Source organism: Paraburkholderia sp. J94 (assembly GCF_905220285.1).
GTDB lineage: Bacteria > Pseudomonadota > Gammaproteobacteria > Burkholderiales > Burkholderiaceae > Paraburkholderia > Paraburkholderia tropica_A.
In genome coordinates this window covers 98,106-115,297 of record NZ_CAJMZH010000020.1, presented here as the reverse complement: position 1 = coordinate 115,297, position 17,192 = coordinate 98,106, and the positions used below count along the sequence as shown (strand labels likewise).

The window sequence follows — 17,192 nt, the reverse complement described above, 5'->3', positions numbered from 1 at the left end:
TGTTGATTTACGCGCGGCCGTGCGAGACACGCGAACGGCGCGCGAGCGAGTCGACGATCACCGCGATCGCCAGCACGGCGCCGGTAATCATGAAGCGCAGCGACGACGAGAGATTCAGCAGCGTGAGGCCGCTCGCGATCGACTGGATCACGATGATGCCGAGCACCGCCGACCACGCGCTGCCGCGTCCGCCGAACAGGCTCGTGCCGCCGATCACGGCCGCCGCGATGGCGTTGAGGTTGACGTCGCCGGTCCCGGCCTGCTGACTCGCCGACGCGAGCCGCGCCGCCGTGAGCACGCCGCCGAGCGCCGCGAAGCTCGCACACAGCACGAAGGCGCTCGTGTAGATGGCGCTGACCTTGATGCCCGCGCGCCGCGCCGCTTCGCGGTTGCCGCCCACGGCATTCATCGAGCGGCCCCAGCGCGTGCGCTTGAGCGCGTAATCCATCGCCACGGCGAGGCCGAGGAACAGGCCGAACATCAGCGGCACGCCGCGTCCGCGATCGAGATAGCTGACGACGACTTCGAGAAACACGGTGAGAATCGCGCCGCGCGCCACGAGGCCGCCGATCGACGGTGCGGAGAGCCGCGCCGCGCGCCGACGCTCGCGCGTGCGCAGTCCGATCAGCACGATCGCCACGCCGGGCAGCAAGGCGATCACGTGCGAGACCATCGCCGGAATGATCATCAGCTGTCCGAAGTTCACCATCGTCGAGCCATACGGCAGATTGATCGAACCGTCGGTGCCGAGCACGTAGAGTTGCAGGCCGAGAATCGCCAGCAGGCCCGCGAGCGTGGAGACGAAGCTCGGCATGCCGAGTCGGTTCAACAGCAGCGCGTAGAGCGCGCCGACGATGCCGCCCACCACCACGGCAGCAGCGATGGCGAGCAGCACGGGCCAGCCCTGATTGACCCAGAGTGTGCCGACGAGCGCCGAGGCGAAGCCGCTCATCGAGCCGACTGAAAGATCGATCTCGCCCACCAGCAGCACGCAGACGATGCCGAGCGAAATCACGCCGACCGTCGAGCAGTCGAACAGCAGATTGACGAGATTGTCGGCGGAGAGAAAGACCGGATTCAGGCTGGTAAACACGGTCCAGATGATGACGAGGCCCACGATCACCGGCAGCGAGCCGAGATCGCCGGAACGGACCCGGTCGACGAAAGCGGAAACGGTATCGCCGATACCGGCCGCGTGCTTCACGCGCACGTCGCTGCGGTCGAGCAGCGGTGAAGGCTGCGAAGGCGAAGGCGACGGAGGCGGCGCGCTATGGATGTCCTTGCTCATGAGAGTGCCTTTCACTGAACGTCCTGTTGCGAGTGCTGTTGTGGCGTTTGTGGCGCTTGCGGCGGCTGCATCTGGCGGCGCCCCGCGCGGCGCGAGACAGCGTTTTCGGTCGCGCCCGTGATCGCGGCCACGAGTTCGGCGTTGGAGGAATCGGGATAGAACACGCCGTTGTTGCGCCCGAGCCGCAGCACCACGATGCGGTCGGCCACGGCGCGCACGTCCTCCATGTTGTGGCTGATCATGATGACCGCGTGGCCTCTGTCGCGCACGCGCTCGATCAGGTTCAGCACTTCGGCGGTCTGCGCCACGCCGAGCGCGGCCGTGGGTTCGTCGAGCATGATCAGCTTCGGGTCGAGCAGCAGCGAACGCGCGATCGCCACCGTCTGACGCTGGCCGCCCGAGAGCGAAGCCACCACGTCTCGCACGCTCGGAATGCGCGCGGACAATTCGTTGAGCAGCGTCCACGCGCGCACTTCCATCTGCACCTCGTCGAGCCGCAGCGGGCTCAGCTCGCGGCCGAGAAAGATATTGGCGACCACGTCGAGGTTTTCGCACAGCGCGAGATCCTGAAACACGGTGGCGATGCCCAGATCGAGCGCCGTCGCCGGGTCGGAGAGCACGACTTCCTGGCCGCGAAACGTGATGGTGCCCGCGCTCGGCTGATGCACGCCCGCGAGGATTTTCACCAGCGTGGATTTTCCCGCGCCGTTGTCGCCGACGAGGGCGACCACTTCGCCCGCGCGCACGTCGAGTTCGATATCGGTCAGCGCCGAGACCGCGCCGAAGTGCTTCGAGACGCCGCGCAGACTCAGCACGAGTTCGCCGGGCGGCGCGTCGGTCGTGGAAGGTTCAGTCATGAAAAGGTGCTCCTGAATGCTGCCAGCGGGACCGGCGCGTGCCGGACCCCGCCGTCGATGCCATTGCTGTGTGAGAGGTGTTTATCGAACCATCAGTTAGCAATGCCGAGTTTCTTGCAACCGTCCGCGTAACGGCCCGTGCACAGATCCTTGCCGCTCGCGAAACCCTTGTCGACGACTTCCGCCTTGAGGTTCTGCGCCGTGATCACCGCAGGCTTGAACAGTTGCGTCGGCGTCTTGTAGAGCGTCGTTTCGCCCTTCGGCGCCTGGCCCGAGAGGAAGCCCACGGCCACCTTCGCCGCCGCGCCCGCCACGATTTCGCTGGGCTTGAGAATCGTGTTGTACTGGTCGCCCGCGATGATCAGCTGCAAGCCCGCGAGCGTCGCGTCGTTGCCGGTCACGGGCGGCACGGGATTCACGCCGGCGGCCTTGAACGCGGCGATGGTGCCGCCCGCCGTGCCGTCGTTGGCCGCCACCACGCCCACGATCTGCGTGCTGAAGCGCGTGATCTGGCCGCTCACCCACTGCTGCGCCTTCGGCGGCGCCCACTCGGGCGTGTCGTATTCGGCGAGCGTCTTGAAGCCGCTGCCTTCGAGCCCTTCGTGAATGCCCTTCTTGATGAGCCCCGCCGCCGCGTCGGTCGGCGAGCCGTTGACTTCGAGCACGCCGCCCTTGGCCGCCGTCACGCCGCTGGCCTTCAGATGCTGCACGAGCGATTGCGCGATCGACTTGCCGATCTCCTCGTTGTCGAACGACACGTAGTAGTCGGCGGGCGTCGAGGGCACCGGCCGGTCGTAGGCGATGACCTTGATGCCCTGGCTCTGCGCCATGTGCACGAGCGAGGCCGCCGCCGTCGAATCGACCGGATCGAGCACGATCACCTTCGCACCCTGCGCGATCACCGAATTGAACTGTTGCTGCTGTTGCGAAGCGTCGGCGTTGGCGTTCTGGTACAGCACCTTGCAGTCCGGGCAGAGCTTGGCCATCTCGGCCTTGAAGCCCGGAAAATCGTGCTGCTCGTAGCGCGTGGACGCGTGGTCGGGCATCAGGAACGCGACCGTGCCGCTCGGCGCGGCGTGCGCCGCCTGGCCGACGGTCAGCGCGAGGCCCAGCATGGCGGCGCCGGCCGCGAAGTTCGAAAGCTTGGTCATCGGGTGTCTCCGTTGTTTGAAAAATGTTGGACTTTTTTTGGGTGCGACCGGGTTGGCGGAGGCGAATCCGCCGCTACAACACCTGCAAACAGGCGTGACAGGATGCGTGCCGCGCGTCAGGCAAGCGCCGCCGCGTTCGTCGTCACGTGGACGGATTCATTCGCACTGGCCGCGTTCACGCGATGCCATGCGCGCCAGCGCGACGGCGGCATTTCCTTGAGCAGCAGAAATTGCCGGTTGAAGTTCGAGAGATTGTTGAAGCCCACGCGATAGCAGATATCGGTAATCGTTAGCTCTCCCGACAACAGCAACTGGCACGCAAGATCGATGCGCAAGCGGTTCACGTACTGCACGAACGGCAAGCCCGTATGGCGCCGGAAGTAACGCGAGAACGCGCTCACGCTCTGCCCCGACAGTTCCGCCAGCTCCGTCTCGCGCAACTCCTGCGAAAGATTCTTGCCGATGAAGGCCAGCACATGATTGATGCGCGTGCCCGCATAGCGCGTCGGGTCCGCGCGATAGGCGGCGCTCGCGAGCTTCGCGGGTTCCGCGCCTTGCGCGAGCAGTTCGAACAATTCGATGAACAGCACGATGCGCCGCAGCCCTTGCGCGCCCAGCATCTCGCGCATGATCGGCTCGGCGGCCGCGCCCGTTTCGGGCGTGAACAGCAGGCCCCAGCGCGACGCGTCGAGCAGCGGCTCCACGCGGCGGAACTCGGGAAAGGCGTCGATCGTGCGCGCGATGAAGTCCGCATCGAATTGCAGGACGAGGCAACGTTCGTCGACACGCTCGCCGCCCGCCACGCTGCTCACCCAGTTATGCGGCAGGTTCGCACCCATCATCACGAGATTGCCGGGCTCGAAATTGCCGATGTAATCGCCGACGAAGTACTTGCCCGTGGTCGACGTGATCAGGTGGATCTCGTACTCGGGATGAAAATGCCAGCGCACCGTCCGGTACGGATAGCCGTGCGACCAGACCTTGAACGACTCGTCGCGCGGCACGGCCACCAGTTCGAGATCCGGCTGATCCATGCGCGTGGGACGGCCATCCGTGGGGCGGCCGTCCGCTGCGCGCGCATCCTTGTGCGCCTTGATCGGGTGACTCGCTTGCATCTGCGCTTGCATGTGTCTTCCTCCTGCGCCCTTTCTTGATTTTTTCTTGCGGCTCGCAGTCCGCGCGAGGGCGGCTGCCATGAGTGAAAAAGTAACCGTATCGGCGGCGTCTCACCACTGAAAATAAGACCGCCGATTGATACTTTTTTGCATTCGGGTAAGTCCGTATCGTCGGCAAAGTCAACTTTTGTGCAGGGCAACAGCCTGTGCGGCGGGGCACGCAGGCCGATCGGACCGACCGCGGATAATCCAGGTCGGCGAGATCGCCGCGCAAAAACGCAGTACAAAAAAAACGGCGCCTGCCCGCGTGTGCGAGCAAGGCGCCGATCCGGCGTCGGGCGTGTGCGCCCTGCGATTCGATGGGCGCGCGAGCTATGCGCGCCAGTCGGTCAATCGCCGATCAATACCCGTAATGCGGGTGATGATCACGCGGATGATGATGCCAACGCACCGGATGGCAACGGCGCTCAGGATGGCCATGAATCCACACGCGGTGGCATTCCATGCGCGGATGGGCGCTGGCAGCTTGAGGAATGGCGATCGCCGACGTGGCGACCAGGGCGGCGGCAAACAGGACACGCTTGAGCATGGGGACTACGATCTCCGGTTGATGAATGGGGCCCGGATGGTGCCACAAAGCCCGCGAGCGCGCAGTCGCGTCCGCAAGCCGATCGCAAGCAAGACCACGAGCGAGACCACACACGCGCCTCGCCAGTACCGATTTCCCCGTTGTGCCAGTGCTTGTGTCGGATGGTGCGCTAGAAAACAAATGGGTCTCGACTTCGCGCGCGCCGCGTCTACACTGATTTCGTGGATGATGCGTCGCGCCCTCGAACGCCGGGCCGCACTGTCCACCCGCCAGCATGACGACCATCGGGGAGGTGTCTTGTGCTACGCCTGTTTCCTTTGAGTGCCGCGCGCTCCGCCGCCGCGGCCGCGCTGGCGTGTGCCGGCGTCTGTTGCGGCGGCGCTCATGCGGCTACGCCTTCAGCGTCGTCCGCGACGGTGCAGTCCGCATCGTCATCCTCGACCTCGTCGGCGTCCGCGAAAAAATCCGCGAGCAAGGCCGTTGCGAAGGCCAACGCCGCGCAGGCCCAGGCGCTCGCGCCGGCGGCCGCCCTCAACGACGGTTCAGCTGCCGCATCGGGCAGCGCATCGGACTTCGCCACCTTTGTCGACCGCTACGGTCCCGCCGTCGTGCACGTGAGCGCGCGCGCCGCCGACGATCAGACCGCGCCGCCCGAGCAGGAAGCCATCGACAGCGACGATCCGTTCTCCGCATTCTTCCGGCGCAACCAGCGCACGCGCGCCAGCACGTCGTCCGCCCAGATGAACCAGACGGGCCAGACGAGCCCGGCGGGCGCGCCGCGCGTGATGACGGGCGCGGGCTCCGGCTTCATCGTCAGCCCGGACGGCCTGATCCTCACGACCGCACACGTCGTCGACAATGCCGGCGACGTCGTCGTGCATCTCACCGACCGCCGCGCGTTCAAGGCCGAAGTCGTGGCCGTCGACACGCAGAGCGACGTCGCCATCCTGCAGATCGACGCGCAGGATCTGCCGTTCGTGAAGCTCGGCGACTCGTCGAAAGTGCGCGTCGGCGAACCCGTGCTGACGATCGGCTCGCCCGACAGCTTCCAGAACACGGTGACGACCGGCATCGTCAGCGCGACCTCGCGCACGCTCGCGGACGGCCGCTCGTTCCCGTTCTTCCAGACCGAAGTGCCCGTGAATCCCGACAACTCGGGCGGCCCGCTGTTCAATCGCGCGGGCGAGGTGATCGGCATCGCCGTGCAGGTGTACGGCGACGGCGAGCGCTACTCGAGCCTGACCTTCGCGATTCCGATCGAGGCGGCCAACTCGTTCCGCGCGCAACTGGCGCAGGCCGGGCGCGGGACCAAGGGCGCGGCGAACGCGAAGGACGGCGACGCGGCGGATGCGGTCGATGCCGTGGATGACGCGGCGCCGGCCAAGCCGCGCACGTCTTCGACGTTCGGCATGCATGTCGAGGATGTGAGCCCCGGCCTCGCGGCGGCGCTCGGGCTGACGCGCGCGGGCGGCGCGCTCGTGGACAGCGTCGCGCCGGGCTCGGCGGCAGCGGCGGCGGGCCTGAAGGCGGGCGATGTGATCGTGAAGGTCGGCAATGCGGCGGTCCCGCAGTCGTCGGCGCTGGCCGGGCAACTGGCTGCGCTGCCGCCCGCCACGCCGACGTCGATCAGGCTGATCCGGGGCCGCCACGCGATGACGGCGAGCTTCGCGAACGCAGCCGCCGACGCCAACAGCGACGACGCCGACGACACCGATACGGACAGCGATGCAGGCGCGGCGGCCAATTTGGGCGCAAGCGCGGGCAAAAACGCGGGCGCGGCAGCGGGCACGGCCGTGGGTACCGCGGCGGGCACGGCCGCAGGCGCGGCGGCGACCCTGGCAGGCGGCGCGGCGCTCACGGACAGCGTGGCCGCGAATCCCGTCAGGAAGGCCGGTGCGGACAACGCCGCGAGCGCGGGACCGGGCGCCAGCATCGTACCCGTGGCGATGCCGGTCACGCACGCGGCGCCTATCGGCGAGACCGGCGGTGCGGCCCGCAGCGCGAATGGGAATGGCAGCGGCACGGGCGCGAAAAGCGGCGGACGCGCCGTCGCCGACCGCCTGGGATTGACCACGCACGCGTTGAGCGAAGCCGAAAAGCGTTCGAGCGACCTGCCGCTCGGCCTGATGGTCGACGCCGCGAGCGGCCCGGCCGCGCACGCGGGCATCCAGGCGGGCGACATCGTGCTGTCGCTCGACGACACGCTCGTCGAGACCCAGCAGCAAGCCGCCACGCTCGAAGCCGTGGCGGGCAAGAGCGTCGCGGTGCTGATTCAGCGCGACAGCGCGCGCAGCTTCGTGACGGTGAAGCTGCGCTGAGGTTGCGGCTGCAGTTGCGCTGAAATCCGGCGGCGCGCTCAGGACGCGAGCGTGCCGCCGATGCCACCCGATCCTCGCGATCCAACCGATCCACCCAATCCGCTAAACGCGCCGACGCCGCCACGCGTGTCGCGCAGCGACAGCCCCGCCGCCGCCATCAACAGACGCCCCTCGGCGAGCGCCACGACCGCTTCACAGCGCTGCCCCTCGTCGGCGAGCCACTGGACGAGGCGCATGTCGCGCGCCGCGTCGGCCGTGCCCGCGCCGCCCGCGACGAACAGCGTGTGAAACGCGCCCGCATTGCGCGTGCGCTCGACGCTCTCGGTCAGGATCACCACCGACGACGCGCTCTCGACCGGCCCGCCCGTCACCGAGAGCGACACGAGTTCGAAACCCGCTGCCTCGTCGTCGCCGGATTGAAGCTGTGCGAGCGCGGTGGCCGCATCGTAGATCTCGATGATCGCCGCCACGTCCGGCAGCGCAAAGCCCTTGAACAGCACGAAGCCGATGCGCTTCGCCCTGACAGGCTGTGGACCGACGTACCGGTCGACGCACGGATCGGCCATGAAATCCGTTCGAACCGCTTGCTGTGACATGCCTCGCACGATCGCTCTCCCCAATCGAGTCTGCCGTTGATGATGCGTGTGCCTTCGCAACATCGATGCCAAAGCGCGGCTAAACACGCGGATTCGCGCAGAAATGGCGTTGAAGCGGGCCAAATCGCCGATCCAGGCAGGGAAATATCCATTGCGCATCGCGCGTTACGTAACGATTCGGGCCGCGGCGAGCGTGACGAAGGCGCGGTCGTTGCCGTTCGGCGTCAAACGTTTCCAATCAGAAACGCGTGATGCCGGGCGCTCAATCGAGCCGAAGCAGACGTTTCGCATCGGAAACCCGCACCGCCGCGCGGGCGCGCAGCCTTTCTCGTCGGGAAAGCCTGCTTGAGGCATGCGCAATTTTCGCGCTGGCCGAATTCTCCCAAACTAGGCATCAACGCGCGGACCGCGCGGCATACCTATACCAGGAGACACGATGAACAGCCAACCGATGGATCTGGGCGGCCGCGCGGCGCGCGATGCCGACACCGGCCTGCCCGCCGCCGCGCGCGAGCGGGCCGCACGCGCCGCGCAAGGCGTCACGCTAGGCGGCTTCATGGACGAGATGCCGGTCGGCGCGCTGCATCGCTTCGTGGTGTGGGTCGTCGGCATCGGCCTGTTCTTCGACATGTACGAGATCTTCCTCGTCAGTTCGATCGGCTCGGCGCTGCAAAACGAATACGGGCTCGACGGACACAGCACGGGCTTCAAGCTGTTGCTGGCCTCGGCGTTCATCGGCATGTTCTTCGGCTCGCTGTGTCTGGGCAGTCTCGCGGATCGCATCGGCCGACGCCGCGCCTTTCTGCTCACGCTGGTCTGGTACAGCGCGTTTTCGCTGCTCGCCGCGTTCTCAGTCAACGCGGGCATGCTGGTGATCTGCCGCTTTCTCACGGGCGTGGGCGTCGGCGCGATCTACCCGGTCGCCGACAGCTATCTCTCCGAGATCCTGCCGAAAGACCGGCGCGGACGCCTCGCCGCATGGGCCTACACCACTTCGTATATCGCGGTGCCGCTGGTGGGTTTTCTCGCCGTGTGGCTCAATCCGCTGCACGTGGGCGGCGTGGCGGGCTGGCGTGTGATTCTGGCGATCGGCAGCCTGGGCGCGGTGTTCGTGCTGGCCATCAAGCATCGTCTGCCCGAAAGCCCGCGCTGGCTGCTCGCGCAAGGACGCGCCGACGAAGCGCGCACCACGCTGGGCCGTTTCGCCGATAGCGCGGGCGTCGCGCTGCCCGCCGCGTTCGTGGAAAGCGGCGAGCGCAAGCATCCGCTCACGCTCGGCGAACGCCTCGCCCTGCTGCGCCGCGCGCCCTATGGCAAGCGTTATTTCATGCTGACCGTCTTTCACCTGTTCCAGGCGTTCGGCTATTACGGCTTCGGCACGCTTGCCGGTGTGGTGGTGAAAAGCCGTGGCTTCGACGTCACGGGCAGCACGCTGTTCGTCGCGCTCTCGTTTCTCGGCTATCCGATCGGCTCGCTGCTCTCCGTGCCGCTGCTCAACTGGATCGAGCGGCGCACGCTGGTGATCGCCTCGCTGATCTCGGTCGCGCTGTTCGGCCTCGGTTTCGCCTACTCGAACAGCATCGCGCTAATCGTCTGCTTTGGATTCCTGACGACTTGCGCGTCCAATGTCTTCAGCAACGCGTATCACGTTTATCAGGCGGAAATCTTTCCGGCCAGCGTGCGTTCGACGGCGATTGGCAGCACCTATTCGCTCTCGCGCATCGTCAGCAGCGCGCTGCCGTTCATCCTGCTGCCCGTGCTCAATCAGCATGGTCCGCTGGCGATGTTCGGCGTGATTTCGGCGGCGCTCGCGATTGTCGCCATCACGCTGCGCGCGCTCGGGCCGCTCACGACGCGACGCAGCCAGGATGAAATCAATCCGGTTTAAGTACGCGAGTCAAGGCGCGACTTGAATCGCGCCAGCCGTTCCCGCCGGGCCGCGTGCCGCGCATTGCGCGCACGCGGCCCGCGTCGTTTTCCAGGCCAGCGTTCACTCTTCGCCGTTACGCGCCGACATGTAATCGAACAGGCTCGCGACATCGGAGCTGGGCGCCTCGCCCGCCTTCACGCCGACCCACAGCGTGCGCGTGGCCCACGCGTCCGCGAGCTTCACTTTCGTCACGCCGATCTTGCCGCGCGCGTCGCTCACCGAATCGCGCGGCAAGATACCGATGCCGAGTCCGGCCTCGATCATGCGGCACACGCCATCGAAATTCGACGCCTGAATCCGCAGCTTGAGCGAGCGCTCGGCGCCGAACGCGGCATCCGTCATGCGTGCGAGCAGCGAACTGCCGTCGCTGAGGCCCACGTAATCTTCGTCGAGCGTTTCCGCGAAGCGAATGATCTCGCGCTGCGCAAACGGATGCCCCTGCGGCACGAGCAGCACGAGTTCGTCACGCCGATACAGCCGCCGCTCGATCCCCGGCGCGGGCACGTTGTCCGCGAACACGCCCAGATCGGCCTTGCCCGCGCCCAGCGCCGCGACGATCTCGTGACTCAACCGTTCTTCGAGCGACACCTTGATGCGCGGATGCGCGTTGAGAAAACCCGCGAGATCGACGGGCAGAAATTGCACGATCGCCGAGGTATTGGCCCACATGCGCACGTGGCCGCGCACGCCCGCCGCGTAATCGCCCATCTCGCTCGCCATGCGGTTGACCTGATCGACGACGCGGTTCGCATGATCGAGCAAGGCCACGCCGGCAGGCGTGAGTTCGACGCCGCGCGCGCGCCGGATGAACAGCGCGCAGTCGGTGACGCTTTCGAGTTCCGCGATGCGCTTGCTCACCGCGGACAGCGTGAGCTGCCCGTTTTCCGCGGCCTTGGTGAGACTGCCGTGCTCGGCCACGAGCAGAAAGACCCGCAGCGACTGCAGATCGAAATGAAGCGGATTGACCATAAGGAAAGGCTGAAGAAGTGCCGATGCAGAAGCGATTGTGCTGCATTGGCGGCGGCGGGGAAAGTGGCGGGTGATGCAGGCGAGGCGCAGGAGCGCTGGAGAACTGGGCCGCGTGTGCCGGACAAGCAGGCAGGAAGGCGCGGACGCGCCGTTCTGGCGCGCCCGCTCACGGGCACGAAGCCCGCGCAATCGCCGCGACGTCGGCGCCCCCCGACGCCGTGGCGAAGATGGGAAAGCAGGAAAACGGGAAAACTTTTTCTCCGATCGGAAACACGGCGGTTTTCCGATCGGAAACGCCGCACGCAGCGGCAAACGACAGCAGAAAACGACAGCGGCGCAAATCAGATCACATCAGATCAGTTCGGAGATCTCGATCAGGTTCAGATCGGGGTCACGCACATAGACCGAGCGGATCTTCTGCGTCGCGCCCGTGCGCTCGACCGGCCCTTCCACGATCGGCCATTCGACCTGCTTCAGATGCGCGATCACCGCGTCCAGCGGCACGGCGGCGATAAAGCACAGATCGAGCGCGCCCGGCACCGGCACATGCGCCTTCGGCTCGAACTCCGCGCCGCGCACGTGCAGATTGATCTTCTGATTGCCGAAGCGAAACGCGAGACGCCCCGCGCCGAACGTTTCGAGCTGCATCTGCAGCACTTCGGTATAGAAGTGGCGGGTCGCCTCGGGGTCCACGCAGGTCAGCACCAGATGGTCGAGGTGATCGATCAAAGCCATGTTTCACTCCTTCGATTAATTTCAGTGGCGTTCAGGCGCAGGCTGGCATCGGATGCAGATCGAGCCGCCGCCCTGCCTTGAGGATCTGGCTCGGCACGTCGTGGCCGATGAGCGCGGGCAGACGCGCGGCAGCATCGAGCACCGCCGCGAGATTCACGCCGGTATCGTAGCCGTCCAGTTCGAGCATGTGAACGAGCTCCTCGGTGCACACATTGCCGGTCGCGCCCGGCGCATACGGACAGCCGCCGAGCCCGCCGAGCGAAGCGTCGAAACGCACGATACCGGCATCGAGCGCCGCGAGCGTATTGGCGAGCGCCATGCCGCGCGTATTGTGAAAATGCAGCGTGAGTTCGAGCGGCGCGAACGCCGCGCCCGCGCGCGCGCACAGGTCGCGCACCTGCGCGGGATGCGCCATGCCGGTCGTATCGCAGAGCGTCACGCCGTTCACGCCCAGCCCGGCGAAACGGTCGATCCAGCCGAGCACGGTCTCCACCGGCACGTCGCCTTCCATCGGGCAGCCCATCGCCGTCGACAAGGACACGTTGATCGCCACGCCCGAGCCGCGCACGGCGCCGATCACATCGCGTAGCTGTCCGAACGATTCCTCGCGGGACATGCGCAGATTCGCGCGATTATGGCTCTCGCTCACCGACATCACGAGATTCACCTCGTCGACCTTGCACGACAACGCGCGTTCCGCGCCGCGCACATTGGGCACGAGCACCGTATAGACGACGCCCGGCACGCGCGCGATGCCGTGCATCACGGCCTCGGCGTCGCGCAGCGCGGGAATCGCTTTCGGCGAGGTGAACGAGGTCACTTCGATCTTCGCGTAGCCGCACGCGCTCAGTTGGTCGATCAGCGCGATCTTGTCGTCGGTGTCGATGAAAACCGCCTCGTTCTGGAAGCCATCGCGCGTGGCGACTTCGTTCAGCAAGAGGCGTTGGGTAGGCTGCGTCATGGTACGCGTCTCCGTTCAGATCACGCCGCGCGCGCGCCAGGCGTCGCGCGTCGCCGCGTCCACGCCGATGGACGCCAGCACCGCGTCGGTATGTTCGCCGAGTTCCGGCGCGCTGTGTTCGATGGTGCCCGGCGTCGCGTTCAGCTTCGGCACCACGCCCGGCACGCGCACCGGCGTGCCGTCGGGCAAGCGGTCCTCGACGATCATCTCGCGTGCGTGATAGTGCGGATCGGCGTCGATATCGGCCACGTCGTAGATGCGGCCCGCCGGAATGCGCGCCTCGTTGAGCGCCGCGAGCACGGCATCGAGCGGACGGCGCTCGCACCAGGCCGCAATCGCCGCGTCGATGCGCTCGACCTGCGCCACGCGTCCATCGTTCTGTGCGAGCGTCGGATCGTTGCCCAGATCGGCGCGATCGATCAGTTCCATCAGGCGGCGGAAAATGCTGTCGCCGTTGCCTGCGATCAGCGCGTACTTGCCGTCGCTGCAGCGATAGGCATTGCTCGGCGCGATGCCGGGCAGGCTGCTGCCGGCCGGCTGGCGCACCGCGCCGAACACCGAATACTCGGGCAGCAGGCTCTCCATCATGTTGAACACGGACTCGTAGAGCGCGACGTCCACGACCTGGCCCTTGCCGCCCTGCTGCTCGCGATGGCGCAGCGCCATCAGCACGCCGATCACGCCATGCAGCGCCGACAGCGAATCGCCGATCGAAATCCCCACACGCACCGGCGTGCGCCCTGGCTCGCCGCTCAGATGACGCAGGCCGCCCATCGCTTCCGCGACCACGCCGAAGCCCGGACGGTCGCGATACGGGCCGGTCTGACCGTAGCCCGAGACGCGCAGCATGATGAGTCCCGGATTGATCTCGCTGAGCGCTTCCCAGCCGAGCCCCCAGCCTTCGAGCGTGCCGGGCCGGAAATTCTCGATCAGCACATCGGTCTCCGCGACGAGACGCCGGATCACGTCCTGACCTTCGGGCGCACGCAGATCGAGCGTGAGCGACTGCTTGTTGCGCGACTGCGCGGCCCACCAGACCGACGTGCCCTCGTGCAGCAGACGCCATTTGCGCAGCGGGTCGCCGGTGCCGGGCGGCTCCACCTTGATCACGCTCGCGCCGAATTCGGCGAGCATCTTGCCGGCGAACGGACCCGCGATCAGTTGCCCGAGTTCGAGCACGCGAATACCGGTGAGGGGTCGTGACATGACGTCTCCAGAGTGTGTCGTTTCTGGACGTCATGATGCGCGCGACGTGCCGCTTTGATAATCGACGGTTGCTCAACGCCGCTTGACGAAATGGAAAGCCTGCGAGCGCGTAAGGTCCGCCGCGCGCGAATGCCTCCGCCCGGATCGGCACGCGATTTTCCGAACGGGAAAGGAAGCAGGCGCAAACGGCAAACCGGCGCACGCGGCGCGGCCCGACAATGCCAAGCGTTTCCGATACGAAAAAAACGACCGCCGCGCCTCGTTCACGTGTTTCCGATCCGAAAGAAAATTTCGCCCCTGCTCATGTCCAATCCGACCCCGCCCATCCGCATCGTCTTTCTCGACCGCGCGACGCTCTCGCCGCAAACCGTCCTGCGCGCCTTGCCGTTCGCTCACACGCTGCACTGCTTCGAGCGCACGGCTGCCCAGGACGTCGCCGCCCGCATCCGCGACGCCGACATCGTCATCACCAACAAGACGCCGATCAGCGCCGAGGCGCTGGCCGAAGCGCCCTCGGTGCGCATGATCGCCATCGCCGCCACGGGCACCGACAACGTCGATCTGCGCGCATGCGCCGCGCGCGGCATCGTGGTCAGCAATATCCGCGACTACGCGGTCCACACCGTGCCGGAACACGCGTTCGCGCTGATCTTCGCGCTGCGCCGCAGCCTCGTCGCGTATCGCGACGCCGTGCGCGCCGGGCGCTGGCTCGACTCGGGTCAGTTCTGTTTCTTCGATTTCCCGATCCGCGACCTTGCAGGGTCGACGCTCGGCATCGTCGGCGCGGGCGCGCTCGGCCAGGCGGTGGCGGCCGTGGGCCGGGCACTGGGCTTGCGCGTGCTGTTCGCCGCCCACGGCGAGCGCGCGCCCGTATCCGACGATCACGTGCCCTTCGACGATCTGCTCGCGCAAAGCGACATCGTTTCGCTGCATTGCCCGCTCACGCCCGCCACGCGTCATCTGATCGACGCGCGTGCGTTCGCGCGCATGACGCGCCGCCCGTTGCTCATCAATACGGCGCGCGGCGGTCTCGTCGATGAAGCCGCGCTCGTGGAAGCGCTGCAAAGCGGCGCGATTTCCGGCGCGGGCTTCGACGTCGTCTCCACGGAGCCGCTGCCCGCCGCGCATCCGTTCCAGGCGATCCTCGGGCATCCGCGCTTTATCCTCACGCCGCACGTGGCCTGGGCGAGCGACGAAGCCGTGCAGGCGCTCGCCGATCAGTTGATCGGCAATATCGCCGCGTTTCATGCGGGCGAGCAGCGCCATGTCGTGTCGAAGACGTGAAGCCGTAAAGCCGTAAAACGAGGAATATCGGCGGCCCAAAAAGCAAAAGGCCCTTGCGGGCCTTTTTCACTGATCGCCAGGTTTGAAACCCGGCGCGATTTGCTCCGTGCTCAAACCGGCGTCGGATGCTCGATATGCCATTCGTCGACGGATTGGCGCGCCTTGTGCTCGACCATGCTGACACCCATCAGCACGTCGATCTTCAGCTTGGGCAGCGCCAGTTCGACGACAGGCAGCACGGCGTCGCGCGCGTGACCTTCGACGCCAGTAATTTCCGCGCGGCACAGCCATTGCGTGTCCGTCGCGTCCGCTTTCGTATCGACCACGATTTGAAAGCCACGGTATTCGATCGCCATTTTCTCTCCGACACCTGACAAAACGTAAGCATGATCGCTGCGTTGCAGCGGGTGTCTGAATATAGCACTGCTGTGCAGCCCTTTCAGTGAAGCAGGCGATCGGCTCAGCATCTGGAACAAAAACTAAAAACCCGCTGCGAGCCCGTCGCGCCGCGTATCGCTCGCGGCGACATAGCCGTGATCGGGATTCTCGCGATCGAGTTTCCAGATGAACTGGCCCGAGCCGAAATCCATATACGGATCGTCGATGCCCTGAATGCGATGGCCGCGCGCCTGCAAGGCCTGCGCCGTCTGCGAATCGAAGGTCGATTCGATATCGAGCGTGAAATCGCGATTGACCTTCCAGCGCGGCGCATCGCACGCGGCTTGCGGCTGCTGGCCATAGTCGAGCATGCGCACGACGGTCTGCAAATGGCCTTGCGGCTGCATGTCGCCGCCCATCACGCCGAAGCTCATGACCGCCTCGTCGCGGCCCGCCACCTCTTGCGTGAGGAAGGCCGGAATGATGGTGTGGAACGGCCGCTTGCCGCCTTCGACCACATTCGGCGAAACCGGGTCCATCGAAAAACCGCAGCCGCGATTCTGCATCGCGATGCCAGTGCCGGGCACCACGACGCCGGAGCCGAAGCCCATGTAATTCGACTGGATAAAGCTCACCATCATGCCGCGTTCGTCGGCGGCCGAGAGATAGATCGTGCCGCCCGAACGCGGCATGCCGAAGTCGAAATGCGTCGCGCGCGCCGGGTCGATTAGTTTCGCGCGCGACTTGAGATACGCGTCGTCGAGCATCTGCTCGGGCGTCACGTCCATCGAGCGCGGATCGGACACATAGCGGTACACGTCGGCGAACGCGAGCTTCATCGCTTCGATCTGCAGATGTTGCGACTCGATGCCATCGCAGGGCAGCGACGCCACGTCGAACTGCTCCAGAATGCCGAGCGCGATCAGCGCGGCGATGCCCTGCCCGTTCGGCGGAATCTCGTGGACCTTGTAGCCGCGATACGTTTTCGAAATCGGCTCGACCCATTGCGCGCGATAGTTGCGCAGGTCGTCGAGCGCGAGCGCCGCGCCGCCTTCGCGCGCGAACGCTGCGATGCGTTCGGCGATATCGCCCTCGTAATACGCGCGCGGACCTTGCTCCGCGAGCCGCCGCAACGTGGCGGCGTGGCCCGGCAGGCGCACATGCTCGCCCACTTCGGGCGCGCGTCCACGCGGCATGAAGGTCTCGGCGAAACCGGGCTGATCGCGCAACTCGGGAATCGCCGCCTGCCATTTGCGCGCGACGATCGACGCCACCGCATAGCCGCGCTCGGCGATCTCGATGGCGGGCGCCATCAGGTCGGCGAACGGCAGCGAACCGAACTTCGCGTGCAGCGCCTCCCAGCCCGCGATCACGCCCGGCACCGTCACGGTGTCCCAGCCGCGCTTGGGTTGCTTCGCGAGACCGTGTTCCTCGCCGTGCTTGCGGCGGAAATAGTCGACGCTCCAGGCGGCCGGCGCCGTACCCGACGCATTGAGGCCGTGCAGTTTCGCGCCGTCCCAGATCAGCGCGAACGCGTCGCCGCCGAGGCCGCACGAGACCGGCTCGACCACGGTGATGGCCGCCGCCGCCGCGATCGCGGCATCCACGGCGTTGCCGCCCTTCCAGAGCATGCGCAGCCCGGCCTGCGCGGCCAGCGGGTGCGAAGTCGAAACGATATTGCGGGCGAACACCGGCAGGCGCGGTGTCGGATACGGGTTCTGCCAGTTAAAGCGCGTCATGAAAGTATCGATTCCGGTGAGGAGAAGCGTGGCCGGGCCGCACGGGGCGCACGAGCCGATATGCCGATTATCTTGA

General features: G+C 66.5%; 16 protein-coding genes. 4 read left to right on the top strand and 12 right to left on the bottom strand.

Features of this window, described 5'->3' with window-relative positions; all coding sequences use genetic code 11:
- Positions 1-7 precede the first annotated feature (7 nt).
- From U4Y88_RS32955 to U4Y88_RS32935, 5 genes are all read right to left on the bottom strand, one after another.
- On the bottom strand, positions 8-1,288 hold the full coding sequence (locus U4Y88_RS32955) for an ABC transporter permease subunit (RefSeq protein WP_321789045.1): 1,281 nt from the start codon (positions 1,286-1,288) through the stop codon (positions 8-10).
- Between the two features lie 11 nt (positions 1,289-1,299).
- A complete protein-coding gene (locus tag U4Y88_RS32950) occupies positions 1,300-2,145 on the bottom strand; it encodes an ATP-binding cassette domain-containing protein (protein ID WP_321789043.1) in 846 nt (281 codons plus the stop codon).
- A 92-nt stretch (positions 2,146-2,237) separates the two neighbouring features.
- Positions 2,238-3,296, bottom strand: a complete 1,059-nt coding sequence (locus U4Y88_RS32945; RefSeq protein ID WP_224014767.1) for a sugar ABC transporter substrate-binding protein — start codon at positions 3,294-3,296, stop codon at positions 2,238-2,240.
- A gap of 116 nt (positions 3,297-3,412) precedes the next feature.
- Entirely contained in the window at positions 3,413-4,330 is a 918-nt protein-coding gene (locus U4Y88_RS32940) for an AraC family transcriptional regulator (protein WP_321789108.1), read from the bottom strand.
- Between the two features lie 481 nt (positions 4,331-4,811).
- Entirely contained in the window at positions 4,812-5,000 is a 189-nt protein-coding gene (locus U4Y88_RS32935) for a hypothetical protein (RefSeq protein WP_224014769.1), read from the bottom strand.
- 416 nt (positions 5,001-5,416) lie between these two features.
- Between U4Y88_RS32935 and U4Y88_RS32930 the strand changes: the two genes are divergently transcribed.
- On the top strand, positions 5,417-7,318 hold the full coding sequence (locus U4Y88_RS32930; RefSeq protein ID WP_321789041.1) for a trypsin-like peptidase domain-containing protein: 1,902 nt from the start codon (positions 5,417-5,419) through the stop codon (positions 7,316-7,318).
- A gap of 38 nt (positions 7,319-7,356) precedes the next feature.
- On the opposite strand, the gene U4Y88_RS32925 is transcribed toward U4Y88_RS32930, so the two are convergent.
- Entirely contained in the window at positions 7,357-7,884 is a 528-nt protein-coding gene (locus U4Y88_RS32925) for a hypothetical protein (RefSeq protein WP_321789039.1), read from the bottom strand.
- 133 nt (positions 7,885-8,017) lie between these two features.
- Between U4Y88_RS32925 and U4Y88_RS32920 the strand changes: the two genes are divergently transcribed.
- Positions 8,018-8,263 carry a hypothetical protein gene (locus U4Y88_RS32920; RefSeq protein ID WP_321789037.1) on the top strand — a complete coding sequence of 82 codons (246 nt, stop codon included), beginning with the start codon at positions 8,018-8,020 and terminating at the stop codon, positions 8,261-8,263.
- 87 nt (positions 8,264-8,350) lie between these two features.
- Complete coding sequence (locus U4Y88_RS32915; RefSeq protein ID WP_321789035.1) at positions 8,351-9,802, top strand: MFS transporter; 1,452 nt, start codon at positions 8,351-8,353, stop codon at positions 9,800-9,802.
- Between the two features lie 102 nt (positions 9,803-9,904).
- On the opposite strand, the gene U4Y88_RS32910 is transcribed toward U4Y88_RS32915, so the two are convergent.
- The 4 genes from U4Y88_RS32910 to U4Y88_RS32895 form a co-directional block, all read right to left on the bottom strand.
- Positions 9,905-10,813, bottom strand: a complete 909-nt coding sequence (locus U4Y88_RS32910) for a LysR substrate-binding domain-containing protein (protein WP_224014779.1) — start codon at positions 10,811-10,813, stop codon at positions 9,905-9,907.
- A gap of 351 nt (positions 10,814-11,164) precedes the next feature.
- Entirely contained in the window at positions 11,165-11,548 is a 384-nt protein-coding gene (locus U4Y88_RS32905; RefSeq protein ID WP_224014781.1) for a VOC family protein, read from the bottom strand.
- Between the two features lie 31 nt (positions 11,549-11,579).
- Positions 11,580-12,509, bottom strand: coding sequence for a hydroxymethylglutaryl-CoA lyase (locus U4Y88_RS32900; protein WP_310631143.1), 930 nt, complete (start codon positions 12,507-12,509; stop codon positions 11,580-11,582).
- A 15-nt stretch (positions 12,510-12,524) separates the two neighbouring features.
- A complete protein-coding gene (locus U4Y88_RS32895; RefSeq protein WP_321789033.1) occupies positions 12,525-13,715 on the bottom strand; it encodes a CoA transferase in 1,191 nt (396 codons plus the stop codon).
- Positions 13,716-14,018: 303 nt separating this feature from the next.
- Between U4Y88_RS32895 and U4Y88_RS32890 the strand changes: the two genes are divergently transcribed.
- On the top strand, positions 14,019-14,999 hold the full coding sequence (locus U4Y88_RS32890) for a D-2-hydroxyacid dehydrogenase (RefSeq protein WP_321789032.1): 981 nt from the start codon (positions 14,019-14,021) through the stop codon (positions 14,997-14,999).
- 110 nt (positions 15,000-15,109) lie between these two features.
- Here U4Y88_RS32890 and U4Y88_RS32885 read toward each other — a convergent pair whose 3' ends face one another.
- Together U4Y88_RS32885 and U4Y88_RS32880 are read right to left on the bottom strand one after the other, a co-directional pair.
- Positions 15,110-15,355, bottom strand: coding sequence for a hypothetical protein (locus U4Y88_RS32885; RefSeq protein ID WP_224014789.1), 246 nt, complete (start codon positions 15,353-15,355; stop codon positions 15,110-15,112).
- 123 nt (positions 15,356-15,478) lie between these two features.
- Positions 15,479-17,116, bottom strand: coding sequence for a gamma-glutamyltransferase family protein (locus U4Y88_RS32880; protein ID WP_321789030.1), 1,638 nt, complete (start codon positions 17,114-17,116; stop codon positions 15,479-15,481).
- Positions 17,117-17,192 lie beyond the last annotated feature (76 nt).